21 protein-coding genes are annotated in these 23,143 nt (G+C 73.1%); 16 read left to right on the top strand and 5 right to left on the bottom strand.

All coding sequences use genetic code 11. The features are described 5' to 3' along the window. Positions 1-52 precede the first annotated feature (52 nt). From ACZ7N4_RS08945 to ACZ7N4_RS08970, 6 genes are all read left to right on the top strand, one after another. Positions 53-670, top strand: coding sequence for a hypothetical protein (locus ACZ7N4_RS08945; RefSeq protein WP_471355411.1), 618 nt, complete (start codon positions 53-55; stop codon positions 668-670). Positions 671-873: 203 nt separating this feature from the next. Next, positions 874-1,215 (top strand): hypothetical protein, encoded by a 342-nt coding sequence (locus ACZ7N4_RS08950; protein WP_471356153.1) that lies wholly within the window; start codon positions 874-876, stop codon positions 1,213-1,215. 149 nt (positions 1,216-1,364) lie between these two features. After that, positions 1,365-1,988, top strand: coding sequence for an RNA polymerase sigma factor (locus ACZ7N4_RS08955; protein WP_471355414.1), 624 nt, complete (start codon positions 1,365-1,367; stop codon positions 1,986-1,988). A gap of 169 nt (positions 1,989-2,157) precedes the next feature. Beyond that, positions 2,158-2,976: a hypothetical protein gene (locus ACZ7N4_RS08960; RefSeq protein ID WP_471355416.1), complete on the top strand. Its 819-nt coding sequence runs from the start codon at positions 2,158-2,160 to the stop codon at positions 2,974-2,976. A 258-nt stretch (positions 2,977-3,234) separates the two neighbouring features. After that, a complete protein-coding gene (locus tag ACZ7N4_RS08965) occupies positions 3,235-3,897 on the top strand; it encodes an RNA polymerase sigma factor (protein ID WP_471355419.1) in 663 nt (220 codons plus the stop codon). Further along, complete coding sequence (locus ACZ7N4_RS08970) at positions 3,897-5,186, top strand: hypothetical protein (RefSeq protein ID WP_471355421.1); 1,290 nt, start codon at positions 3,897-3,899, stop codon at positions 5,184-5,186. Before ACZ7N4_RS08965 ends, ACZ7N4_RS08970 begins: the two co-directional genes overlap by 1 nt. 253 nt (positions 5,187-5,439) lie before the next feature. Here ACZ7N4_RS08970 and ACZ7N4_RS08975 read toward each other — a convergent pair whose 3' ends face one another. Continuing rightward, positions 5,440-6,267 (bottom strand): L,D-transpeptidase family protein, encoded by an 828-nt coding sequence (locus tag ACZ7N4_RS08975; RefSeq protein ID WP_471355424.1) that lies wholly within the window; start codon positions 6,265-6,267, stop codon positions 5,440-5,442. 94 nt (positions 6,268-6,361) lie between these two features. On the opposite strand from ACZ7N4_RS08975, the gene ACZ7N4_RS08980 reads away from it, so the two are divergent. Together ACZ7N4_RS08980 and leuE are read left to right on the top strand one after the other, a co-directional pair. Continuing rightward, a complete protein-coding gene (locus ACZ7N4_RS08980; protein ID WP_471355426.1) occupies positions 6,362-7,954 on the top strand; it encodes an acyl-CoA mutase large subunit family protein in 1,593 nt (530 codons plus the stop codon). A gap of 42 nt (positions 7,955-7,996) precedes the next feature. After that, on the top strand, positions 7,997-8,647 hold the full coding sequence (leuE, locus tag ACZ7N4_RS08985) for a leucine efflux protein LeuE (protein ID WP_471355428.1): 651 nt from the start codon (positions 7,997-7,999) through the stop codon (positions 8,645-8,647). A gap of 28 nt (positions 8,648-8,675) precedes the next feature. Here the strand turns inward: leuE and ACZ7N4_RS08990 are convergent, their stop codons facing one another. Then, positions 8,676-10,067 carry an FAD-dependent oxidoreductase gene (locus tag ACZ7N4_RS08990; RefSeq protein WP_471355431.1) on the bottom strand — a complete coding sequence of 464 codons (1,392 nt, stop codon included), beginning with the start codon at positions 10,065-10,067 and terminating at the stop codon, positions 8,676-8,678. 78 nt (positions 10,068-10,145) lie between these two features. On the opposite strand from ACZ7N4_RS08990, the gene ACZ7N4_RS08995 reads away from it, so the two are divergent. Continuing rightward, complete coding sequence (locus tag ACZ7N4_RS08995) at positions 10,146-10,796, top strand: TetR/AcrR family transcriptional regulator C-terminal domain-containing protein (protein ID WP_471355434.1); 651 nt, start codon at positions 10,146-10,148, stop codon at positions 10,794-10,796. Here the strand turns inward: ACZ7N4_RS08995 and ACZ7N4_RS09000 are convergent. The 3 genes from ACZ7N4_RS09000 to ACZ7N4_RS09010 all read right to left on the bottom strand — a co-directional run bounded on the left by ACZ7N4_RS09000 (position 10,789) and on the right by ACZ7N4_RS09010 (position 14,532). Continuing rightward, on the bottom strand, positions 10,789-11,844 hold the full coding sequence (locus ACZ7N4_RS09000) for an acyltransferase family protein (protein ID WP_471356156.1): 1,056 nt from the start codon (positions 11,842-11,844) through the stop codon (positions 10,789-10,791). The genes ACZ7N4_RS08995 and ACZ7N4_RS09000 overlap by 8 nt on opposite strands. A 379-nt stretch (positions 11,845-12,223) precedes the next feature. Beyond that, positions 12,224-13,558, bottom strand: a complete 1,335-nt coding sequence (locus tag ACZ7N4_RS09005) for an alpha-2,8-polysialyltransferase family protein (RefSeq protein ID WP_471355436.1) — start codon at positions 13,556-13,558, stop codon at positions 12,224-12,226. Beyond that, a complete protein-coding gene (locus ACZ7N4_RS09010; protein WP_471355438.1) occupies positions 13,555-14,532 on the bottom strand; it encodes a glycosyltransferase family 2 protein in 978 nt (325 codons plus the stop codon). The genes ACZ7N4_RS09005 and ACZ7N4_RS09010 overlap by 4 nt, the downstream gene beginning before the upstream one ends. A gap of 198 nt (positions 14,533-14,730) precedes the next feature. Between ACZ7N4_RS09010 and ACZ7N4_RS09015 the strand changes: the two genes are divergently transcribed. From ACZ7N4_RS09015 to ACZ7N4_RS09045, 7 genes are all read left to right on the top strand, one after another. Continuing rightward, on the top strand, positions 14,731-16,068 hold the full coding sequence (locus tag ACZ7N4_RS09015; protein WP_471355440.1) for a DUF6716 putative glycosyltransferase: 1,338 nt from the start codon (positions 14,731-14,733) through the stop codon (positions 16,066-16,068). A 23-nt stretch (positions 16,069-16,091) separates the two neighbouring features. Continuing rightward, positions 16,092-17,315, top strand: coding sequence for a cytidylyltransferase domain-containing protein (locus tag ACZ7N4_RS09020; protein WP_471355443.1), 1,224 nt, complete (start codon positions 16,092-16,094; stop codon positions 17,313-17,315). Positions 17,316-17,327: 12 nt separating this feature from the next. Further along, on the top strand, positions 17,328-18,266 hold the full coding sequence (locus tag ACZ7N4_RS09025; RefSeq protein ID WP_471355446.1) for an N-acetylneuraminate synthase family protein: 939 nt from the start codon (positions 17,328-17,330) through the stop codon (positions 18,264-18,266). Between the two features lie 248 nt (positions 18,267-18,514). Then, complete coding sequence (locus ACZ7N4_RS09030; protein WP_471356158.1) at positions 18,515-19,726, top strand: hypothetical protein; 1,212 nt, start codon at positions 18,515-18,517, stop codon at positions 19,724-19,726. A 147-nt stretch (positions 19,727-19,873) separates the two neighbouring features. Further along, positions 19,874-20,317, top strand: coding sequence for a hypothetical protein (locus ACZ7N4_RS09035; protein ID WP_471355448.1), 444 nt, complete (start codon positions 19,874-19,876; stop codon positions 20,315-20,317). 9 nt (positions 20,318-20,326) lie between these two features. After that, positions 20,327-22,165 carry an alpha/beta hydrolase gene (locus ACZ7N4_RS09040; RefSeq protein WP_471355450.1) on the top strand — a complete coding sequence of 613 codons (1,839 nt, stop codon included), beginning with the start codon at positions 20,327-20,329 and terminating at the stop codon, positions 22,163-22,165. 38 nt (positions 22,166-22,203) lie between these two features. After that, positions 22,204-23,100 carry a hypothetical protein gene (locus ACZ7N4_RS09045; protein ID WP_471355452.1) on the top strand — a complete coding sequence of 299 codons (897 nt, stop codon included), beginning with the start codon at positions 22,204-22,206 and terminating at the stop codon, positions 23,098-23,100. Positions 23,101-23,143 lie beyond the last annotated feature (43 nt).

Consider the following 23,143-nt stretch of genomic DNA (forward strand, 5'->3'; position numbering starts at 1 on the left):
AAGGGGAAGTGCGGGCTCCGTATCGGTCGGTGCCCTGGCGAGGGAGACATTCATGAGCCTGGTGGAACAGATCGCGCAGGCCGACGAACGCGGACTGGCCGCCGGCGGGTTGGCTTGTTTGGATCGGTGTCTGCCGCTGCTCGGCGGCGACGACGAGCTGCTGCGCCCGCTGTGGGCGCGCCTCGCCGACGGCTCCGACTGGGCCGGGGACCTGTCCCGGGTGCGGGAGGCGCTCGGCCCCGCCGACCCCGCCGACGACGAGGCCGCGCGGCTCACCCGCCGGATGCTGGAGTCGGCCCCGGCCGAGCGCACCGCCGACGCGCTACGGCCCTGGGCCGACGCCTGCTCGGTCGCCTCCCTCCGCGTCCACCGGCTCCTCGACCCCGCCGCCGACGACGGTCCGGCCCCCGTCGGCGGTCGCCCCGGATCGGCCGGCCCGGCCGGTGGTCCGGGGCCGGCCGATCCGGAGGCCGGGCGGGCGGGCGACACCGCGGACCTGCCGCCGCTCGTCGCCGCCGAGCTGCGCCGCCAGTCCGCGGTGCTGGACCTCCTCGCGGGCCATGGCGCGCAGGGGCTGCGCCGGGCGCTGGACGTGTCGGTGGAGGGCCGCCGGGTGCTGCGCGCCGTGGTCTCACGCCGGGCCCGCAGCGCCGCGGAACCGGGGGCCTGACCCGGCCGTGTGACCGTCGTGCGGTGGGGGTGGGGTGGTCCTGCGACGGTTGGCGGGACGTTTGGGGAAACGTTCCGGAACCCAGTGACGGAACGGCGCCCCCGCTCGCTCTCCCCTATGTGACAGCCGATCTGACAGCTCATGTGACGGCCCGGTACGGGACAGCACGGCAGGAGACCAGGCCGCAGGCCGCCGCGAAACCCGTGCGGTGGGCGGCGGACGCGGTCGCGACCATGCGCGAGGGCGCGCGGGTGCGGCTCGACTACTCGGCGCAGAGTCTGTGGCGGGTGGACCGGATGATCCAGGAGATACGCCGCGAGGGCCCGCCGTACGCGGCCGTCGAGAGCGTGCTGCGCGGCTTCGGCGCGTACGCCGGGGAGGTGATCGCCCGGCAGACCGGCGCCGAGTGGTGGGCGACCGGCGGCGAGCACTGGCTGCGTACGCCCGACGGCCGGCTGTGGGACCCCATCGACGAGGCCCGCCGCTGCTACGGCGGCCACGGCTCGCTGCGCCTGCTGTGCCGGGACGCGACCGCCTCCGGCTGAGCGGGCCGCCCGGAGCCGCCCCCCGGCTGTGACACTTCCGTCGGGGCCGACGCTGATGATCGTGGAGGGCGGAGACACGGCCGGAGCGTGTCGCACCGTGAGGGAAGCGCCACGCAGTGGCCAGCAACTCGGCACGAACGAGGACGGTCTTGGGCCAGGGAGGGGTACCCCGCCGCCCGCAGCCGCGGGACGGGGAGCTGGGCGCGGCCGTGGCGCGGGCCCAGGAGGGTGACGAGACCGCCTTCGCGGTGGCGTACCGGATCGTGCAGCCCGGCCTGCTCGGCTATCTGCGGGGCCTGGTCGGCGAGGAGGCGGAGGACGTCGCCTCCGACACCTGGCTGGAGATCGCCCGCGACCTCGGGCGGTTCCGGGGCGACGGCGCCGGGTTCCGCGGCTGGACCGCGACCATCGCCCGGCACCGCGCGCTGGACCATCTGCGCCGGCAGCGGAGCCGTCCCCGGGCGACGCGGCTGGAACAGGACGCGCTGGAACTTCCCGGCCGGCACAACACGCCCGACCAGGCCCTGGAGACGCTCTCCACGGAACGCGCGCTGGAACTGGTGCGGGCGCTGCCGCGGGACCAGGCCGAGGCGGTGCTGCTCCGGGTGGTCGTCGGCCTCGACGGCCCGGCCGCCGCCCGGGTCCTCGGCAAACGCCCCGGCGCCGTCCGCACCGCCGCGCACCGGGGCCTGCGCCGCCTGGCCCGCCAACTGGGCCCCACCGCCGACGGCGCGACGGACACCGGTATGCCGACGCCCGGCGAGCCGGGATGAACACCACCGGGCGCGGCACGTATGAACCCGCGTACACCGGAGCCCGGAGCCCGGCGGCGGGGGGAGCGTGCCGCCGGATGCGCGGGTCTGGGGGGACGGGCACGGGCGGGCGTGAGGAGTGAGTCGGTGTGCGGAGGGCCGGGCGGGACGGATGAGGACGGGAACGGGCATGGGTGAACGGCACGGCGGCGGCGGTCAGGCCGGCCGTCGGCGCGGGCACCCTGACGGCACCGTGGCCGCGCCGGCCGACAGGCTCGCGGAGGCGTGGGAGCCGGAGACCGGCACGTCCCCGGAGGCCTGGGAGCCGGAGACCTGGTTCGCAGCCGCGCTGCGCGCCGACGGCGTCGACCCCGTGGCCGAGCGCGGCGCCGTGGCGGCCTTCCGGGCCGCCCGCGCGGCGGGCGCCCACGACGCCCGGACCCGGTCCCGGGACGACTGGCGGCCGGGCCGCCCCCGCCGCGTCCGCCGCTCCCTGCGCACCACCCTCTCGCTGGCGCTGGCGAGTCTCACGCTGGGCGGAGCCGCCGTCGCGGCGATCGGCTCGGCCCGGTCCGGGCCGGACGACAACGGCCGGCACGCCCCCGGACCCGCGCGCGTCTCCTCGCCGAGTGCCCCGTCCGTCCCGTCCGCCCTCTCCACCTCCGCGGACCCCGCACCCCCGGAAGCCCGACACGCGGACACGCCTTCGCCCGCCGCCTCCTCCGCATCGTCCGCCTCCGGACGTCCCCCACACCCGGCCCCCGCCGGCGACACCCTGGCCCACTGCCACGCCTACGCACAGGCCGGGAAGCGCGGCGGCGCCCTGGACTCGACGGCCTGGCGGCGACTCGTCACGGCGGCGGGCGGTCCGGACGCGGTAGCGGCCTACTGCACCGCCCAGGCGGCCCGCGCGAAGAGCGGGAACACGAAGGAGACGGCTGGGCCCGGCAACGGCCGGAGCGAGAGCAGGGGCGGCGGGAAGCGCAAGCCGGCCGGCGGCAAGCCGTGACGCCCGAGGCAACGGCCGGGGCCGCCACCCCCCACAGGAGAGGCCCCGGCCGTCGCGCGGGCGGGCCGCGCGCGGCCCGTACTCTCTTCAGCGCCGTGAGTGCGGTTTCTGTCACACCCGGCCACCACCGGATCTCACCCTGCGCACACCCGGACCCGGTCACGAGTTAGTTGCATCTTCTACAGACATGGACGAGCACCGCTTTCACGCCGTAACGTGCCTTTCGCGCCGACCGAAGACAGGCGTAAAGGGAGTACGGTGCTGGGGGACGACGCGGAGCTGACCGCCGCGGTGCGTGCGGCACAGGACGGGAACGAGACCGCGTTCCGTACGGTGTACCGCTCGGTGCACCCGCGGCTGCTCGGATACGTCCGCACGCTGGTCGGTGAGGCGGACGCCGAGGACGTCGCGTCCGAGGCCTGGCTGCAGATCGCCCGCGACCTGGACCGGTTCAGCGGTGACGCCGACCGGTTCCGCGGCTGGGCCGCCCGGATCGCCCGCAACCGCGCCCTGGACCACATACGCATGCGCGGTCGCCGTCCCGCGATAGGCGGTGACGAGACGGAGCTGACCGGCCGGGCCGCCGAGTCCGACACGGCGGGCGAGGCCATCGAGGCCCTGGCCACCGACAGCACCCTCTCCCTGATCGCCCGGCTCCCGCAGGACCAGGCCGAGGCGGTCGTCCTTCGGGTGGTGGTCGGCCTGGACGCCAAGACCGCCGCCGAGACCCTCGGCAAACGCGCGGGCGCCGTCCGTACCGCCGCGCATCGAGGTCTGAAGCGGCTCGCGGAGCTGATCGGGGACGATCCGGAATCCGCGGGCGGACTCGACGCACTCCCGCCGCAGAGAGAACCGCGCCGCCGTGCGGTGACGTCCGCAACTGTGACGCATACGCGTGCGCGGACGCAGAAGGACATGTGATGGCCGACGAGCAGTACAAGTGGCTGAACCGGGAGACGGCGGAACGCCTGTTGCGCGGTGAGTCACTGGAAGCCGTCGACGCCTCCGCTCGTGACCAGGCAGAACGCCTCTCCCAGGCGCTCGGCGCGCTGTCCGCGGAGGCGGCCCCCGCACCCGGTGAACTCCCCGGCGAACAGGCCGCCCTGGCCGCGTTCCGCAAGGCCCGCGAGGCCGCCGACACGGAGCGCACCGCAGCGGCCCACACCCCCGCCGCCGACCGCACCCCGGCACCCGGCACCGACGCCGGTCTGGTCCGCATCGCCGCCCGGGCCCGTACCGGAATCCGCGTCGGGCGCCCCCGCTGGGCCCGCCCGGTGCGCCTGGCGCTCGCCGCCGCGGCGGCCGTGGGCACGCTCGGCGGTGCCGCCATGGCCGCGGGCACCGGGGTGCTGCCCACGCCGTTCGACGACGAGCCCTCCCGCCCCACCGCCTCGGTCCCCGCCGGCACGTCCACCGGACAGTCGCTCGGCTCCGGCTCCGCGCCGGCCACACCGGGGCAGGGGACGGGCACCGGTCCGTCGGACGGCGGCCCGGACGGTCGCCGCGGCGGCACCGACGAAGAGGCCTCCGGCGCGGACCACGGCAAGGGCCGTACCACCGCCCCCGGCTCCGCAACCCCCTCCGCGACGTCCGGCACCGGCTGGGCCGGTGCCGCCTCCGCCTGCCGTGCCCTGCGGGACGGCAAGGAGCTGGACGCCGGCCGCCGGCGCGCGCTGGAGCACCTGGCGGGCGGCTCCACCCGCGTGACCACCTATTGCAAGGTCCTGCTGGCCCCCGGTGACTCCGGCTCCGGCAAGGAGAACGGCGGCACGGGCGGCAAGGCCGGGGGCGCCACCGGCGGCGGACAGGGCAGGGACCAGGGCAAGGGCCAGGACAAGGGCGGGGGCAAGGACAAGGGCGGCGACCAGGACGGGGACAAGGGCGGGGACCACGACGGGGGCGGTCACGGGCGCGGACACGGCCACGGGCACGCCGGCACGGGGCGGGGCAAGGGCAAGGGCGGCCACGGGTCCGTCGGCTCCGGCTCCCACCCCGGCAGCGGCAAGGGCGGCGGCAAGGACGGTGGTACGGGCGGCGGCAAGGGCGGCGGCAAGGGCGGCGGCCGGCACCGCGACGGCGCAGCCCCCGCCTCCGCCGCCACCCCTGCCTCCGCTTCCTCGGCGTCCTCGGCTTCCGCCCCGGCGCACTCCGGCGCACCGGCAGGCGCCCTCGCGGCCCCGTCGCCGTCCGCGGCCCACCCCGCGCACTGACCGGCAGCATCACCGGCGACACCCCGTGTGACCTGCGGTTTTGAAGTCGCCCAAAAATTTTCGGCGCGAGGTGTGACGTTTCTGGAGCCCGTGACGCAGTAATGAGTGAGCCGACTGGTCATCGGCCGTAGCACTGAGCCGGGGTTCCCCCCGTACCCGCGGCTCGTGCACCTGGCGCGGGCGGGACACGTTCCCCCGGTCCCGCCCGCGCCCCGCAGAGCCCACCGCGAGCGCACCCGCTCCCCCCGCGACCTCACCAGTGGACGACGACCTTGTCGCCGACCCTCACCTGGGCGAACAGCCGGGCGATCGCCGTCTCGTCCCGCACGTTCACACAGCCGTGCGAACCGCCCGCGTACCCGCGCGCCGCGAAGTCGTACGAGTAGTGCACCGCCTGGCCGCCACTGAAGAACATTGCGTACGGCATCGGCGCGTCATAGAGGGTCGACACATGGTGCCGTGACTTCCAGTAGACGCGGAACACACCCTCGCGGGTCGGGGTGTACTGCGCGCCGAAGCGCACCGCCATCGTGGACAGGGTCCGTCCGTCGACCATCCAGCGCAGCGTCCGGCTGCTCTTGCTGATGCACAGCACCCGCCCGGTCAGACAGCGTGCATCGGGCGCGTCGGCCGGCTGGCCGCCCATCACGTACAGCTCCCACTTGTCCGGCGTACGCGTCATCGTCACCAGCCGCTGCCAGGTGACGGCGTCGGCCGCGCCGGTCCGCGGGAGCCCTCGCCTGCCCTGGAAGCCCCGGACCGCCCGCTCGGTCAGCTCGCCGTACGACCCGGTCGGCGCGACGGTCAGCCAGGCCAGCTGGCGCAGCCGCGCCTGGAGTTCCCGTACGGCGGGCCCGCTGTCCCCGCGTGACCACAGCACCCGCGGCGCGGGGACCGCGGACGTCGCCGGCGGGGCGGCCGGTGCCGGCCGGGCGGTGCCGGTGCTGCCCGGCGCCTGGACCCGCACCGGCAGGCCGCGCTTGCCGTCGGGGCCGGCCGGCCGCACGGTGCACCCGCAGAGCGCGGCGAGCGTGACGGCCGAGGCGAGCAGCAGTACGGCGGTTCTCCCCGCGATCCTCATGCCCGGATGCTTCCCCCGCGTGACCGGCGCCGAACTACGGGGCATGGTGAGGAGAGCCGGGAACAGCGGAGTCGGTCGTACGGCGGAGGCAGTCATGGCACAGGAGTCGGCACGCCGGTCGGAGTCGGGCCTGCCCATCGAGCCGGTCTACGGGCCGGCCGACCTGACCGGCTGGGACCCGGACCGCAAGCTCGGAGAGCCGGGCGCGTACCCGTTCACGCGCGGGGTGTACCCGACCATGTACACCGGCCGGCCCTGGACCATGCGCCAGTACGCGGGCTTCGGCACGGCGGCGGAGTCCAACGCCCGCTACCGCCGGCTCATCGCGCACGGCACCACCGGCCTGTCCGTCGCCTTCGACCTCCCCACCCAGATGGGCCACGACTCCGACGCGCCCCTCGCGCACGGCGAGGTCGGCAAGGTGGGCGTGGCGATCGACTCGGTCGAGGACATGCGGGTGCTGTTCGACGGCATCCCGCTGGACCGGGTCTCGACGTCCATGACGATCAACGCGCCCGCTGCCCTCCTGCTCCTGCTGTACCAGCTGGTCGCGGAGGAACAGGGCGTACCGGCGGACCGGCTGACCGGCACCATCCAGAACGACGTGCTGAAGGAGTACATCGCCCGGGGCACGTACATCTTCCCGCCCAAGCCCTCCCTGCGGCTGACCGCGGACATCTTCCGGTACTGCACCGCCGAGATCCCGAAGTGGAACACGATCTCCATCTCGGGCTACCACATGGCCGAGGCGGGCGCGTCGCCCGTCCAGGAGATCGCCTTCACCCTCGCCGACGGCATCGAGTACGTCCGTACGGCGGTGGCGGCGGGGATGGACGTGGACGACTTCGCGCCCCGCCTGTCGTTCTTCTTCGTGGCCCGTACGACCCTGCTGGAGGAGGTCGCCAAGTTCCGCGCCGCCCGCAGGATCTGGGCGCGGGTGATGCGGGAGGAGTTCGGCGCCCGCGACCCCAGGTCGCTGATGCTCCGCTTCCACACCCAGACGGCGGGCGTGCAGCTGACGGCACAGCAGCCGGAGGTGAACCTGGTCCGGGTCGCCGTCCAGGCCCTGGCAGCGGTCCTCGGCGGCACCCAGTCCCTGCACACCAACTCCTTCGACGAGGCCATCGCGCTGCCGACGGACAAGAGCGCGCGGCTGGCGCTGCGCACGCAGCAGGTGCTCGCGCACGAGACCGACGTCACGGCGACCGTGGACCCCTTCGCCGGCTCCTACGCGGTCGAGCGGATGACGGACGAGGTGGAGGAGGCCGCGGCCGGCCTCATGCGCAGGGTGGAGGACCTGGGCGGGGCGGTCGCGGCGATCGAGCGGGGTTTCCAGAAGGGCGAGATCGAGCGGAACGCCTACCGGATCGCACGGGAGACGGACGCCGGGGACCGGGTCGTGGTGGGCGTCAACCGCTTCCGGCTGGACGAGGAGGAGCCGTACGAGCCGCTCCGCGTGGACCCGGCCATCGAGGAACGCCAGGCGCGCCGCCTGGCCGAGCTGCGGGCCGGGCGGGACCGGGGCGCGGTGGACGCGGCACTGGACGCGTTGCGCAAGGCGGCGCGGGGGGAGGACAACGTGCTGTATCCGATGAAGGAGGCGCTGCGGGCGCGGGCGACGGTGGGGGAGGTGTGCGGCGCGCTGCGGGAGGTGTGGGGCGCGTACGAGCCGTCGGAGGTGTTCTGAGGCCGGTGACCGTCGCGAGGACCCCCGTGCGACACTCCTCCCATGTTCGGCGTCATCGATCTCCCCACCTACCTCGCGGGCCTGGTCCTCATCGTCCTGCTGCCCGGCCCCAACTCCCTCTACGTCCTCTCCGTGGCCGCCCGCCGCGGTGTGCGCGCCGGTTACACCGCCGCCGCCGGCGTGTGGTGCGGGGACACCGTGCTGATGACGCTGTCCGCCGCCGGCGTCGCCTCGCTGCTCCAGGGGAACGCCCTGCTCTTCGGGATCGTGAAGTACGCCGGCGCCGGATACCTGAGCTGGCTGGCGGTCGGGATGCTGCGCAGCGCCCGGCGGATGTGGCGGACCCGGCGTGAGCGGGCCGTCGAGGACGCCGCGCCCGCCCAGGGCGCCGACGAGCGGCCCTTCCGCCGTGCCCTCGTCGTCAGTCTCTTCAACCCCAAGGCGATCCTGTTCTTCGTCGCCTTCTTCGTGCAGTTCGTGGACCCGGACTACGCCTACCCGGCCCTCTCCTTCGTCGTCCTCGGCGCCCTGGCGCAGGCGGCCAGCTGTCTGTACCTCACCGCCCTGATATTCGGCGGCACGCGGCTGGCGGCCGCCTTCCGCCGGCGCAAGCGGCTGTCGGCGACGGCCACGTCGGCGGCGGGGGTGCTGTTCCTGGGGTTCGCGGTGAAGCTGTCGCTGGCCGGCGCGTGACGCCTCGCCGCCTCCGGCCGCGCGCCCCTCAGGGGGTTTCGCCCCAAGGGCTCGCTACGGCTCCCGTTCGTTCCGCGTACTCCCGCAGTCCCGCTGTCGTCGCCCCCGCCCAGCCCACGTAACCGTCCGGGCGGATCAGGAACACGCCCTCGCCGTACGACTCCGGGGCCGCCGGGAGTGAGCGGACGCCCGCCACCGTCGCGCCGAGCACCGTCCAGTGCGGCCCCCGGAACACGTCGAAGAGCCGTACCCGGCCCACCGTGCCGTCGGGGGCGCGGTCGCCCGCCCGCACCGGGCCGGTGACCGTGCGGGTCTCCTCGCTCAGGGAGGACTCCGGGTACCCGAGGCCGAGCTGCACCGTCGCCCTGCCGCGCCGCACCCGTCCCCGGTGGACGCCCGTCGACAGCTCCAGCACGGCTGCCGCGTTCGCCCGCCGCTCCTCCTCGTAGGTGTCCAGCAGGGCGTCCGGCGCGCCGCCCCGCAGGACCGCGTCCAGCTTCCAGCCGAGGTTGTAGGCGTCCTGCACGCTGGTGTTCAGGCCCTGGGCGCCGGCCGGCGAGTGCACGTGCGCGGCGTCGCCGGCGAGGAGGACCCGGCCCGCGCGGAACCGGTCCGCCAGGGCGGCTCGCGGCCGGAAACCGGAGGCCCAGCGCACCTCCGTCACGTCTTCGGCGGTCAGGTGCGTGCAGCGGGCGACCAGTTCGCGGATGCCGTCGGGGGACAGGTCGGGTTCCGCGTCCTGCGCGAGGCGCGCCTGGAGCTGGAAGTCCTCCGTGCCGGCCAGCGGGCACAGTCCGAGGGCGTCGCCGTCCTCCCCCGGGAACGCGTGCCAGTGGTCCCGGTCCAGACCCGTCAGCCGCAGGTCCGCCACCACGAACGCCGCCGGGTCGACCGTCTCGCCCCGCAGGCGGATGCCCAGGGCGCGCCGGACCGCCGAGCGTCCGCCGTCGGCGGCGACCACGTACCGCGCGCGGAGCGTCGTACCGTCGGCGAACTCCACGGTCACGCCGTCCGCGTCCTGCGACAGGGCCGTCGCCTGCCGCCCGAAGGCGACCCGCCCGCCCAGTTCCGTGAGCCGCGCGTACAGCACCTCCTGCGTCCGCCACTGCGGAATCATCCGCGGATCGGGGTACGGCGTGCCCTCGTCCCCCTCCACCTTCTCGAACATCGACTGCTCGCCCTGCCGCACGCCGTCCTTCCACACCATGCGGAGCGGGTAGGGCCCGCTAGCCGCCAGGACCGCGTCCACCACCCCGAGGTCGTCGAAGATCTCCAGGGTGCGCGGCTGGAGGCCCTTGCCGCGCGATCCGGGGAAGAGGCCGTCGGCGCCCTCCACCACCAGGGCGTCCACGCCCCGCCGGGCCAGGTCGATACCGAGGGTGAGACCCGTGGGGCCGGCGCCCACGATCAGAACATCCATGACAATTCCCCTTAACGTTGTTAAGTCCTGTCGCTCCCGAGCATCTCCTTAACGGCGTTAAGGTGTCAAGCTGTCGGCGTGAGCACGGAACGAAGGGCGCCGCTGGACCGCAAGCGGGTCGCCGACACGGCGCTGCGGCTGCTGAACGAGGCCGGCCTGGAGGGACTGACCCTGCGCGCCATCGCCAGGGAGCTGGGCGTCAAGGCGCCCGCCCTCTACTGGCACTTCAAGGACAAGCAGGCGCTGCTGGACGAGATGGCGACCGAGATGTACCGGCGGATGCTCGCCGGCGCGGCGCTCGACCCCGCCGACACCTGGCAGGAACGGCTGCTGAAGACCAACCGCGGACTGCGGGCCGCTCTGCTCGGCTACCGCGACGGCGCCAAGGTCTTCAGCGGCTCGCGCTTCACGGGCACGGACCACGCGCCCGCCCTGGAGGCGAACCTGCGGCTGCTGACAGCGGCGGGGTTCACGCTCGCCCAGGCCGTCGACGCGGGCCGGACGGCGACCATGTACACCCTCGGCTTCGTCACCGAGGAGCAGGGCGTGCGCCCCCACGGCGGTGAGCACCGGGAGGGGTTCGACGTGGAGGAACGCGCTCGCCGCCTGGCCGGCTTCCCGCTCGCCGCCGAGGCCGGCACGCTGCTCTTCGACGACTACGACCGGCAGTTCGAGGAGGGGCTGGCGGTCGTGGTCGCCGGCGTCGGGGCGCGGTACGGGATCAGCTGAGGGCGGACCTCCCCGGCGTACGCGCCGTCTTCAGGGCCCTCTTCAGACGGGGGCCGAACCGTTTCTCCGCGTACCGGTGGATCAGCCCGGCCAGCAGCAGCATGCCGAGCACGGTCGCGGCCAGCGTGGGCCACGGCGGCAGGCCGAGCCCCCGGTGCAGGACCCGGATGACGAACCAGCCCAGGTGCTCGTGCACCAGGTAGAACGGGTACGTCAGCGCGCCGGCCGTGGCCAGCCAGGGCCAGGAGGCCCAGCGGGTCCAGCCCACCGCGACCGCGGCCACGGCGGCGAAGGCGAGGGTGACGACGGCGATGATGACGTACGGGTCGCGGTGGAAGTCGCCCCGCGCGCCCGCGTGCCACAGGGCCTGTGTGGCGGTGCTCTGCCCGAGCAGCCAGGACACCGCGACGATGCCCCACAGCAGCAGGTCACTGCCGAAGCGGTGGATCAGGTACAGGGCCAGGCCGCCGACGAAGAAGGGCGCGTACTCGGGCATGACCAGCTGGTCGGTGAGGGCGTTGCCGGAGGTGCGGCACACCACCGCCGCCAGCGTCCACACGCAGCAGAAGAGGACCACCCGGCGGTAGGTGACACCCCACAGGACGACGCACAGGGCGAACAGGGCGTAGAAGCGGACCTCCACCCAGAGCGTCCAGCACACCCCCAGCACCCGGGTGGCGCCCATGGGCTGTTGCAGCATCGTCAGGTTGACCAGGAACTCGTCGGGGCGGACCGGGTGGACGACCGCGGGCAGGGCGACGGCCGCCGCGGTGACCAGCACCAGGGCGACCCAGTAGGCGGGGTAGAGGCGGGCCACCCGGGAGCGGAAGAAGTCGCCCAGGGTACGGCCCCAACTGCTCATGCAGATGACGAAGCCGCTGATGACGAAGAAGAACTGCACCCCCAGACAGCCGTAGACGGCCGCCTGGGACAGGGACGGGAAGACCGTGGCCGGGGTCTGGTGCCAGGAGGTGGAGACCGGGCCGCCGCGTCCGGCGTAGTGGTAGAGGCAGACCATCAGCGCGGCCACGAGCCGCAGGCCGTCCAGGGCGAGCAGGCGGCCCCGGCGCTCGATGGCCGTCCCGCGGATGAGGGGAGCGGGCACGGCGGCAAGAGGAGGGGAGGAAGCAGACATGGTGCCCGGTGCCTACCCGAAGTGGCGTCGATCATCTCGCCGTATTGTGTGAAAGTCATTGCGCGGAACGGCTGTTCCCGCGCCACCTGCGTAAATGCAGGAAATGGCATGGCCGGCGAGCCGACAATTCACCCGTCCACCCCTGCCCGTTCACCTGCGATTCCTTTTCTCTTTCCGATTTCTCCGACCGTCCCCCGCTTCGGAGAAACACAGGACACGGCCGCCGGCCACCGGGCGCGACCATGCCCGGCGGGGCGGCCCCGGACCCGGGCCGCCCCGCCGTGAGGCCCACTCAGCCCCGCACCGCCCTGCGCAGGCTGCGCGCCTTGCGCGCCACCCGGCGGACCGTCGCGTTGCGCGGGATGAACCCCAGCTGGGCCGGCACCCCGCCGGGCAGCGCCAGCGACGTCAGCCGCCGGCGCTTGAAGTAGCGCTGGGTGCGGTCGTTCAGGTTCTCCGCCAGCCACGCCTCGGCCTCCCCGCGCAGCCCCGGCAGGATCCTCGGCTGCATCGCGAAGCCCACCGCACGCACCAGCGCGCCCAGCGCCTCCACGTCCATGCCCCGCCGCTGCTCGGTGACGGCCGCCCGGTCGGTCAGCTCGGGCAGCAGCCCGTCCACGAGGGTGACCGGGACGCGGTTGCTGTTCTCGTACGGCGTCAGCCGCTCCAGCAGCAGCTCGGTGCCCACCCGGGCGACGGGCAGGCCGTACAGCGCGGACGCGGTGAGCAGGGCGGTGGAGAAGCAGCCGACGACCAGCGCGGGACGCATCCGCTGGTACAGCACCTCCGCGAGCACCGGCGTGTCCAGCACGGTCAGCTCGGCCTTCAGCTTCTCCGCCTCCCGCTCCAGTGAGCGGGCGAAGCGGGCCGGCGCGGACGGGTGCGGCTTGAACACCACCTTCGTGTGACCGAGGGCGACCGCGCCCCTCAGCATCCGCACATACAGGTCCTCCTCCTGCTCGGGGGTGAGGATGTCCAGCGCGGACAGGTACTGGCCGAGCAGCAGCGCGGGCTCCTCGACGGCCGGCGGCTCGTCGCCGAGCGGGGCGAGTGAGGCGAGGACCTTCGTGAAGGCGTGCGTCGGCACGATCTCGCCGGGCACCCCGAACTCGGTGAGCAGCAGCGGCTCCAGACCCGGCACCAGGTCCAGGTGGAGGACCCGGTCCACGCGGGTGCCGACCAGCGGATCGATCTTGTTGCGGGTGGGGCCGTAGCTCATCAGGCCGTCGGCGTAGACGGTGACCGGAGCGCCGGTGAAGATCTGGGCGAGCGCGAGCGACGGGTTCACCTGGATCGACTCGACGGCCAGCTCGACGTCGTCGGCGCCGAGGGCCCACTCGTGCCGCAAGTACCGCTCCCACAGCGGCAGGTCGTCTCCGCGGGGCGACCAGCCGCCGGGGTGGAACGGGAAGACGGCCTCGTTGTACGACACCACGTCGTCGAACCGGTCGCGCAGCCGCTCGAAGCCCGGCATCCCGTCCAGCGAGGGCGTGGTCTCGGGCGTGGCCGCGTTGTTGCAGACCAGCAGGATCCGCCGGTCGGCGGGGCGGAAGCAGCCGGAGTCCAGGGCGGCGGCGAGCGTGGCCGTGCCGTACAGCGTCGACGCCTGGAAGATCTGGGTCGTCACGCGGCGGCCCCCGTGGCGGCGGGACGGCGGCGCAGCCGGCGCAGCCGGGTGGCGCGCTGGAGGTCCATGGAGTCCAGTGCCTCGTCCAGCACGTCCTGCGGCATGCGCCGCAGGGCCGCGGCACTCAGGGATTTCAGTTTCCTCGCCACCGCCGGCTCGAACCTTTCGATGGATCCCAGATGATGGGAGATGATCGCGCAGTAGGTGCGGACGGCCTTCGGCAGCAGCACCCCGGCGTCCCGGTCGGCGGCGGTCTCCGCGACGACCTGGTCGAACGCCCGGATGAAGTCCAGCTGCCGCACATCACCGATCTGGGTGAGCGAGGAGGCGACCCCGCGCCGGTAGAACACGCCGAGCAGGCTCACCGCGGCGAAGGACTCCGCCTCCCGGTGCAGCTTCCAGATCCACGGCCGGTCCTCGGCCGTGCGCAGCCCGTCGGTGAAGTGCAGCACCCCCCGGTCCAGCAGCCGGCGGTGGTAGATGCCGGCCCACGCGTACGCGTAGTCCACCGAGGTGGACCGGTCGGCGGGCAGGATCGCCCCGCGCGGGTCCAGCACCGTGTTCCGCCGGCCCACCGGCACCCGGTGCACACTGCGCGAGCGCGCCGTGCACTGCACATGGTCGGTGCGCAGGAAGTCGCAGCCCAGCTCCTCGGCGGCGGCGAGCAGCCGCGGGAGGTAGCCGGGGGCGAGCCAGTCGTCGCCGTCCAGGAAGGTCAGGTACTCGCCGCGCGCCCGGTCGATCCCGGTGTTGCGCGCGGTCGCCAGCCCTCCGTTCTGCTCGTGCCGGACGAGCACCGCGCCCGGCAACTCGCGCTCCGCGCGCGCGAGAATCTCTGGCGTCCCGTCGCGGGAACAGTCGTCGACGAGAATGAATTCGAAGTCCTCACGCGCGTTCGACCTGAGGCTCCTGAGCGTGTCGGGCGCGTATTGCTGCACGTTGTAGAACGGCACGATGACGGAGAGCTTGACCACGTCAGGGACGTTAGGGCGCGGCCCGTCATTCGTCTTGACGGTCTGCTTGACACCCGGTGAACGACACGTGGCGAAGCCGTGAACCAGGCTGGATTCCGGCGCGTTCACGGCCCGATTCGCCATTCGGCGGTGTGCTGTTAACCGTTTGTTGGATTCGGGTTGGGCGGAACCTCTCCCTCGCTTCCTAGCGTCTTCGACGTGCCAGCAAGTGCTACGAACTCCCTGCGGGTCGCCGTCCTCGCGGACTCCGACACCCGCTGGAAGTGGGGCGCGCTCACCGCGCGGCGACTCACTCCCGCGGCTGCCGAGGTCCGGCTCGACGGCTACCTCCTGCGCGGACGCGCCACCCCGACCACCCGCCAGCTCCAGGAAGTGGGCGTCCGGGCCGACTCCCTGCGCGAGGTCACCGGCCTCGAGTTCCTGCGCGCGATGAGCGAGGCCCCCGACGGCCCGTACGACGTGCTCGTCCTCGCCCTCGTCGGCGGCGGCGTCCAGGCGATGCTGCACGGACTGCGCGCCGCCTGGGGGTCCGGGAGGCGTCCCGTGGTCGTCACCGGCTACGTCGGTGTCGTCTACGAGAAGCTCACCGACGGCCTGCTGCTGCGCCACGGCGCGGACCTCGTCCTCGCCAACTCCCGTCACGACGCGGACCGGTTCCGGGCCGTGTACGAGGGGGTCGGCGCCGACGCCTCCTCGGTCACCGAGGTCGCGCTGCCCTTCCTGGGCGGGGCGCCCTACACCGGTGAACACGAGCCCTACACGGTGGTGTTCGCGGCCCAGCCGTCCGTGCCGGACAACCGCCGGGACCGTACCTACCTGCTGAACCGCCTCATCGAGCACGCCCGCAAGCACCCCGAGCGGGAGGTGCTGCTCAAGCTGCGCTCCAAGCCCGGCGAGCACACCACCCACATCGAGGAGCTGCCGTACCAGAAGCTGGCCCAGGGCACCGGCCTGCCGGCCAACTTCCGCCTGGTGTACGGGCACATGGGCGAGGTGCTGGACCGCACCGACCTGCTCGTCACGGTCAGCTCCACGGCCGCCCTGGAAGCCCTGCACCGCCGTGTCCCCACGGCCGTCCTCACCGACCTGGGTGTCCGCGAGGCGCTCGGCAACCACCACTTCACCGGCTCCGGCTGCCTCGCCTCCTGGGACCAGCTCGACGCCGGGCACCGGCCGGTGCCGGACGAGGAGTGGGTGGCCCGGCAGGGCGTCGCCGCTGGGGGTACCCCCTCTGGGGGAGGCTCGTACGCCACCGCGTTCGACGCGGCCCGCGAGCGCATCGCCAAGCTGTTGGACCGGCCCGGCGGACTGCCGCCCCTCATGCCCTACTACACCCCCGAGACCGCGCCCGGCTACCTGCCCGGCATCCTCGCCCGCCACCACCTCGGCCCCGACGGCGTCCCGCTGCCCGGCGCACCCGCCGCCGACAAGGCGCCCGGCCCCGTCCGGCAGATCGTGCGCCGGGCAGCGCGCGGCGCCTACCGGCACGGCGTCCAGCGCGTCGCCCCCGTGATCCGGCGGATGGGCGAGCTGTGACCTCACTCCAAGGAGTACACCCCATGTCCCACTCGGAAGCGGGCCCGGGCACATCGCTGCGCCGGGTGCTCGCGGTGATCCCCGCGCGCGGCGGCTCCAAGGGCGTCCCCGCGAAGAACCTCGCCCCCGTGGGCGGTGTCCCGCTGGTCGTCCGCGCGGTCCGCGAGTGCCGGGCGACCCGGCTGGTGACCGACGTCGTCGTCTCCACCGACGACCAGGCCATCGCCGCCGCCGCCCGGGAGGCCGGCGCCGAGGTCGTGCTGCGGCCCGCCGCCATCGCCGGGGACACCGCCACCTCCGAGGCGGCCGTCCTGCACGCCATGGACACCCACGAGACGCTGCACGGCACCTGCGTCGACGTCGTCCTGCTGGTGCAGTGCACCAGCCCCTTCCTGGTCCGCGAGGACATCGACGCGGTGGCCGCCGCGGTCGCCGAGAACGGCGCCGACACCGCCGTCACCGTGGCCCCCTTCCACGGTTTCGTCTGGCGGGAGGCCGACGGCGAGGGCGGGGCGGGCGTCAACCACGACAAGTCCTACCGCCCGCGCCGCCAGGACCGCCCCCAGGACTTCCTGGAGACCGGCGCCGCCTACGCCATGGACGCGGCCGGCTTCCGCGAGCACCACCACCGCTTCTTCGGCCACACCGAGCTGGTCCGCACCGACCCGGCCCGGGTGCTGGAGATCGACGACCCGCACGACCTCGCACGGGCCCGGGCCCTGGCCCCGCTCTTCGACGCGGACCGCCCCGGCTCGCTGCCCTCCTACGACGACATCGACGCCGTAGTACTGGACTTCGACGGCACCCAGACCGACGACCGGGTGCTGGTCGACTCCGACGGACGGGAGTTCGTCGCCGTGCACCGCGGCGACGGGCTCGGCATCGCGGCCCTCCGCAGGAGCGGCCTGAAGCTGCTGATCCTGTCCACGGAACAGAACCCGGTCGTCGCCGCCCGCGCACGGAAGCTGCGAATCCCCGTGCTGCACGGCATCGACCGGAAAGACCTCGCGCTGAAGCAGTGGTGCGAGGAGCAGGGCATCGCGCCGGAGCGCGTGCTCTACGTCGGCAACGACGTCAACGACCTCCCGTGCTTCGCCCTCGTCGGCTGGCCCGTGGCGGTCGCGAGCGCTCACGACGTCGTACGCGGCGCCGCACGCGCGGTCACCACCGTCCCCGGCGGTGACGGCGCGATCCGAGAGATCGCCAGCTGGATCCTCGGCCCCTCTCTCGATTCCCTCCCCAAGTAAGGACACCCCCTGATGAGCACCAACTCCCGTCTGCGCACGTTCGGTTCCCGCGAGGTCGGCCCGGGCAGGCCCGTCTACATCTGCGGCGAGATCGGCATCAACCACAACGGTGAGCTGGAGAACGCATTCAAGCTGATCGACGTCGCCGCCGAGGCCGGCTGCGACGCCGTCAAGTTCCAGAAGCGCACCCCCGAGATCTGCACCCCGCGCGACCAGTGGGACATCGAGCGCGACACCCCCTGGGGCCGGATGACCTACATCGACTACCGCCACCGGGTGGAGTTCGGCGAGAACGAGTACCGCCGGATCGACGCGTACTGCAAGGAGAAGGGGATCGACTGGTTCGCCTCCCCGTGGGACACCGAGGCCGTCGCCTTCCTGGAGAAGTTCGACCTGCCCGCCCACAAGGTCGCCTCGGCGTCCCTGACGGACGACGAGCTCCTCCGCGCCCTGCGCGCCACCGGCCGCACGGTCATCCTCTCCACCGGCATGTCGACGCCGAAGCAGATCCGCCACGCGGTCGAGGTCCTGGGCAGCGACAACATCCTGATGTGCCACGCCACCTCGACGTACCCGGCGAAGGCCGAGGAGCTGAACCTCCGCGTGATCAACACGCTGGAGAAGGAGTACCCGAACGTGCCGATCGGCTACTCCGGCCACGAGACCGGCCTGCAGACCACCCTCGCCGCGGTCGCGCTCGGGGCGACCTTCGTCGAGCGCCACATCACCCTGGACCGCGCCATGTGGGGCTCCGACCAGGCCGCCTCGGTCGAGCCGCAGGGGCTGACCCGCCTCGTCCGCGACATCCGCACCATCGAGGCCTCCCTCGGCGACGGCGTCAAGAAGGTCTACGACTCCGAGCTGGGCCCGATGAAGAAGCTGCGCCGGGTCGCGGGCGCCGTCGCCGAGGCGGAGATCGCCGCGGCGGCGGGCGAGCCGGTCTCGGTGTGAATCCAGGTCACTGACGACGGGACGGTCGTACGCCGATGAGCCCCCGCGCCGGTCAGGCCGGCCACGCCGCCCGCACGCTCGCCTTCGTGGAGAGCCCGGTACAGCTGCTGAACGTACTGGAGTGGGCACACCTGCACGGCCTGCGCGGGCCTGCCGAGCCGGAGCGGCCGGCGGTGCCCGGGCCGGCCGGACCGGGCCCGCTCGGGCCGGGCCGGGCCGTGCCGGACCCGGTCGCGTCGGATCCGGTCGTGCCGGACCCGGTCACCTCGGCCCCTGCCGTCTCCGGCCCGGCCGTACCGCCGGGCCGGGCCGGGGCGGCACCGGGGGTTCCGCCGGGCGGCGGGGAGGCCGGGGGACCGGCCGGGGCCTCCCCCTCCGTGCCCGCGCAGGCCCGGCGGACGCCGGGCGGCACCGCGCCGGGCGGCACCGCGCCGGGCGGCACCGCGCCGGGCGGCACCGCGCCGGGCGGCACCGCGCCGGGCGGTCCGCCGGCGGCCGGCGGGGAGCTGACCCTCGTCGTCCTGTCCCCGACCGACCCCATGACCCGGGGCCAGCTGCGCCGCATGGCCGACCTGGCCCGGGACGAGGGGTACCGGGTCCGCTGGGAGGAGGCGCGGGGCGGCACCACCGCGCCCTTCCACACCATCGGCGGCCTGGCGGGTTCCCTCCGCCGGGCCGACCGCATCGTGATGGGGGACCCCTTCTCCCGCTACGTACAGCTCCTGCTGACCATCACCCGCGCCCGCGACCTCGTGGTCGTGGACGACGGCACGGCGACGATGGAGTTCGTCGCCCAGCTGGCCCGCGGCGAGCGACTGGTCCGCTGGCACCGCAAGGGTGGCCGCCCCGGCGCCCGCGACCTCCTCTTCGCCCCGGTCTCCTCCTCCGCCCGCCGCCGCCTCACCCCGAGCGACCGGCGCCGCGTCGAGGTGTTCTCCTCCATGCCGGTGACCGAGATCCCGGACGGCGTCACCGTCACCGCCAACGACTTCGCCTGGACCCGCGCCCGCTTCGGACCACCGCGCATCACCCAGAGCGCGGACCTGGTCGGCACCTCCCTGGTGGAGACGGGGGTCGTGGACGGCGACCGCTACGTGGAGGCCGTCCAGCTCCTGGCGAAGGCCCACGGCGCCACCCGCTACTTCGCGCACCGCCGCGAGAGCACCGACAAGCTCCACCGCCTCGCCACCGAGACGGGCCTGGAGATAGTCCGCCCGGACCTCCCCCTGGAACTGATCGCCCGCCGCGGCCCCATCGGCCGTACGATCCTCAGCTTCCCCTCCACGGTCGTCCACACCCTGCCGCTGGCCCTCGTCGGCACGGGCGTGCGCGTGGCGGTCTGCGACATCGACCCGGCCTGGCTCACCGAGACCGCCTCCCCCCGCGCCCAGGGCTTCCTGTCCGGAGTGACCGGCACGGCCCGGGACGTCCACCGGCTGGCGGCGGTGAGCCCGGCGTAGCCGCCGGCCTCGCAGGCATGAGTACGGATACTCAGGCGCAGTGTGATCACATTTCGATAGGCTCCTTCACCTCGTGCACGGGACCCGCATGAGACGGCGGAAGACCGCCGGCATCGGGGAGATGGGGAAACGGGGAGAACATCACGCATGGCGTGGGACGAGTGGGAGCGACTGAAGGCGGACGCCGCGGCCCGCGGCTCCACGGGGATGCAGCTGAACCACGTTCCGTCGGATCCGGGCGGCGGCGCCGGTGACCTGAAGTCGGACAAGAAGGCCTGGACGAAGGCGGGCGAGGACACCAAGGGGCTGCAGGACGGCATCGGCAAGGCCCTGGGAAAGCTGGACGACGGGCAGTCCGGGCTGGGCGACACCTCCGGTGTGCAGTCGGCGGCGGCGCAGCAGGAGCTGTACGAGTCCTGGAAGAAGTACGTCGGCGACGTCAAGGCCCGCTGCGGTGAGCTGGGCGGGGTCATGGAGAAGTCCGGGCACGACCTGTCGATGTCCGACGCCGAGGTGAAGGCGGAGCTGGACAAGATCAAGGGCAAGTACCACGACACCGAGGCCGTCGGCGGCCAGGCGAAGGGCCGGTGACGGGGGCTCATGGACATAGCGACGCTGCAGGCGCTCAAGCCCTCGGAGTACGAGGAGGCGGCCGACGGGTACCGGGCCACGAGCGAGATGGCGAGCACCGCCAAGGACACGGTGGAGAACCGGATATCCGCCGGTATCCGCAACCAGCTCAAGGGCGAGACGGCCGACGCGGCCGTGCGCGAACTGAAGGAACTGGGCAAGAACTTCCACTACATCCAGACCGAGTGCGCGCTGGCCAGTACCGCGCTGAACGGGTTCGCGTACGACATGGCCGCCGCGAAGCGGAAGCTGGAGGCGGCCCTGGAGGACGCCAAGGCGGCCGGCTGCACGGTGGGCGCGGACGGCTCCGTGTCGTTCCCGGCCGGCGGCAAGGAGGTCGACGGCAAGGTACCCGAGGGCGGCTCCGTGTCCCCCTCGACGAGCACGACGGACCCGACGGCCAACGCGATCGAGCAGCAGGCCATCCACCAGCACCCCAACCCGAACTTCGGCAAGGCCATCGGCTTCGCGAACCGCATCGGGGACGCGCTGAAGGAGGCCGCGGACGCGGACGCCAAGTGGGCGCCGAAGCTGCGGGCGCTGAAGGCGGACGACGACCTGGTGGTGTCCGACCGGGACTGGTCCGACGTCAAGTCCGACCAGGACGGGGTGAGCGAGGCCGGCAAGAAGTACCTGGACTCTCTGCCCCACCCGCCCAAGGACGGCAGCCCCAAGGACAACGCGGCCTGGTGGAAGGGCCTCGACGACGACCAGAAGTCGGCCTACATCTCCATGCACCCCGACTCCGTGGGCGCCATGGACGGACTCCCCGCATCCGTACGGGACCAGGCCAACCGCACTGTCTTCGACGAGGCCCGTGCGCAAGCCCATCTCGACTATGCGGCCTGGTTGAAGAAGCATCCCGAACCCAAGCGGTACGAGCCCTACATCAGCCCGATCACCGGGCGCGAGGTGAAGTGGGCGCCGATGGTCGAGAGCCGGGAGTGGAAGAAGTGGGAGGAGGCGCGCAAGGGTGCGCACAGTTCGCTCGACGGCATGGACGCGATCCAGAAGCGCTTCGACAACGTCACCGACGAGCACGCCCGTCCGTACCTGCTCGGATTCGACACCAGGAACCGTGGCCACGCCATCATGTCGATCGGTGATCCCGATACCGCGGACAACGTGGTCACTTATGTGCCGGGGACCGGTGCCAAGCTGAGCGGTATCGAGGGAGACATCCGGAGAGCGGAACTGCTTCAGACGAAAGCGGAGAGCACGGGCTCCGGCCAGTCGACGGCATCGATCATGTGGCTCGGTTACGACGCCCCTCAGAGCCTCTTCGGCGACGCGACCGACGCGAAGTACGCCGATGCCGCCCGCGAGCCCCTGAGCAACTTCCTGAACGGCATCGACACCGCCCACCAGGGGTCCGTGAACTCCACGCTGCTCGGTCACAGTTACGGTTCCCTCGTGGCGGGTGAGACCATGCGTGACCACCCCGACCTGCCGGTGGACAACGCGGTCCTGGTGGGCAGCCCCGGCGCGGGCGTGGATCACGCCAAGGACCTCAACATCGGCGCCGACCACGTCTGGGCGGCCACCGCCAAGAACGACATCGTGAACCTCGCCCCACCGCCGGCCGGTACGCTCGCACCGCTGAACCCGATGGCGTACTACCGGCTTTTCAACGACCACTCCATCATGTACGGCAATGACCCGATATCCGACGAATTCGGTGGTCAGACCTTCCGAGTCGCTGACGGCGACCCGGTCACCTGGGACTTTCAGGTGCCTGCTCACTCTCAGTACTGGGAGGGAGACTCCCTGACCAACATGGCGAAGATCGCGACCGGAGGGAAACCGTGAGACTGCGCAGAGCACTATGCGGTGTCGCATCGCTGATCATGGCGATCACGGTTGCGGCATGCGGATCGAGTCAGGACGAGACCGGGGCGGGCCGCCCCTCATCGAAGCAGGTTGCGATGGACGAGCAGCAAGCAATGGAGCGCGCCGAGGAGATCATCCACCAGGCGGTGGACGGCATGTCGCCGAAGCCGATCCTCAAGCGGGTCGGGCCCGAGCCGATTGGTGCCTGTGTCGCGGACGAGCACAGCTCCGGCGAGCGGGTGCAGCTGAGTCTCACGTACCGGTTGACAGGGGTGCCGAACACTGAGGCCAAGAGTCTGGTCCGGCAAGCGCGGGACGCCTGGGTGAAGCAGGGCTACAAGTTCCAGTCGTCGGATGCCGACTGGTCCGATCCGTACCCCACCGTGAGCATGCGAACCGAACCCGATGACTTCTGGATGGATGCCATCACCGGTGTCCTGGACAAGGAGAAGGGCACGGGTGTTGCTTCCCTCGGCGTCACCTCACCCTGTTTCCCGCCCAGTGACGCCACCGCCACGGCCGACCCTGCCTCGCTCCGTCGGGCCACCCCCGACGACCAGGCCGAGCGCCGGGTTCTGGATCACTCCAGCCGTATCTACGACGCGCTTCAGGTGCCGCACGCCCCCGCCAGGGAAGGGGAAGGGCTGAGCACCCACCAGGACGCCGAGGCCGCCTACGCCCACCACGCCTGGTCGACGCAGCCGCTCGCGGAGGACGTACTGGCCCAGGCGATGCAGCGGGCCCATGCCTACTTCGTGCGTGCAGGCTGGACGGTACGGCACGTCCCGATGGTGAACGGCGTTCCCTCGCTCGCGGCGCGTAACGCCGACGACGGGACCGTGGCCCGGCTGGCCCCTTCGGTTGACGGCACCCTCCGGGTCGCGGTGTCCACCCCGGCGGTCGCATCCGTGTGACGGCATGAACGAGGTGGGCGGGAAGTACCTGGACTTTCCGCTG

The sequence above is a fragment of the Streptomyces sp. NPDC107654 genome (assembly GCF_055639035.1).

What these genes read in the sequence shown, in the direction of transcription:
- ACZ7N4_RS08945 (WP_471355411.1), top strand. Translation starts at nt 53, where the DNA reads ATGAGCCTGGTGGAACAGATCGCGCAGGCCGACGAACGCGGACTGGCC.
- ACZ7N4_RS08960 (WP_471355416.1), top strand. Translation starts at nt 2,158, where the DNA reads ATGGGTGAACGGCACGGCGGCGGCGGTCAGGCCGGCCGTCGGCGCGGG.
- ACZ7N4_RS08970 (WP_471355421.1), top strand. Translation starts at nt 3,897, where the DNA reads ATGGCCGACGAGCAGTACAAGTGGCTGAACCGGGAGACGGCGGAACGC.
- ACZ7N4_RS08975 (WP_471355424.1), bottom strand. Translation starts at nt 6,267, where the DNA reads ATGAGGATCGCGGGGAGAACCGCCGTACTGCTGCTCGCCTCGGCCGTC.
- ACZ7N4_RS08980 (WP_471355426.1), top strand. Translation starts at nt 6,362, where the DNA reads ATGGCACAGGAGTCGGCACGCCGGTCGGAGTCGGGCCTGCCCATCGAG.
- leuE (WP_471355428.1), top strand. Translation starts at nt 7,997, where the DNA reads ATGTTCGGCGTCATCGATCTCCCCACCTACCTCGCGGGCCTGGTCCTC.
- ACZ7N4_RS08990 (WP_471355431.1), bottom strand. Translation starts at nt 10,067, where the DNA reads ATGGATGTTCTGATCGTGGGCGCCGGCCCCACGGGTCTCACCCTCGGT.
- ACZ7N4_RS09020 (WP_471355443.1), top strand. Translation starts at nt 16,092, where the DNA reads ATGTCCCACTCGGAAGCGGGCCCGGGCACATCGCTGCGCCGGGTGCTC.
- ACZ7N4_RS09025 (WP_471355446.1), top strand. Translation starts at nt 17,328, where the DNA reads ATGAGCACCAACTCCCGTCTGCGCACGTTCGGTTCCCGCGAGGTCGGC.
- ACZ7N4_RS09035 (WP_471355448.1), top strand. Translation starts at nt 19,874, where the DNA reads ATGGCGTGGGACGAGTGGGAGCGACTGAAGGCGGACGCCGCGGCCCGC.
- ACZ7N4_RS09040 (WP_471355450.1), top strand. Translation starts at nt 20,327, where the DNA reads ATGGACATAGCGACGCTGCAGGCGCTCAAGCCCTCGGAGTACGAGGAG.
- ACZ7N4_RS09045 (WP_471355452.1), top strand. Translation starts at nt 22,204, where the DNA reads ATGGCGATCACGGTTGCGGCATGCGGATCGAGTCAGGACGAGACCGGG.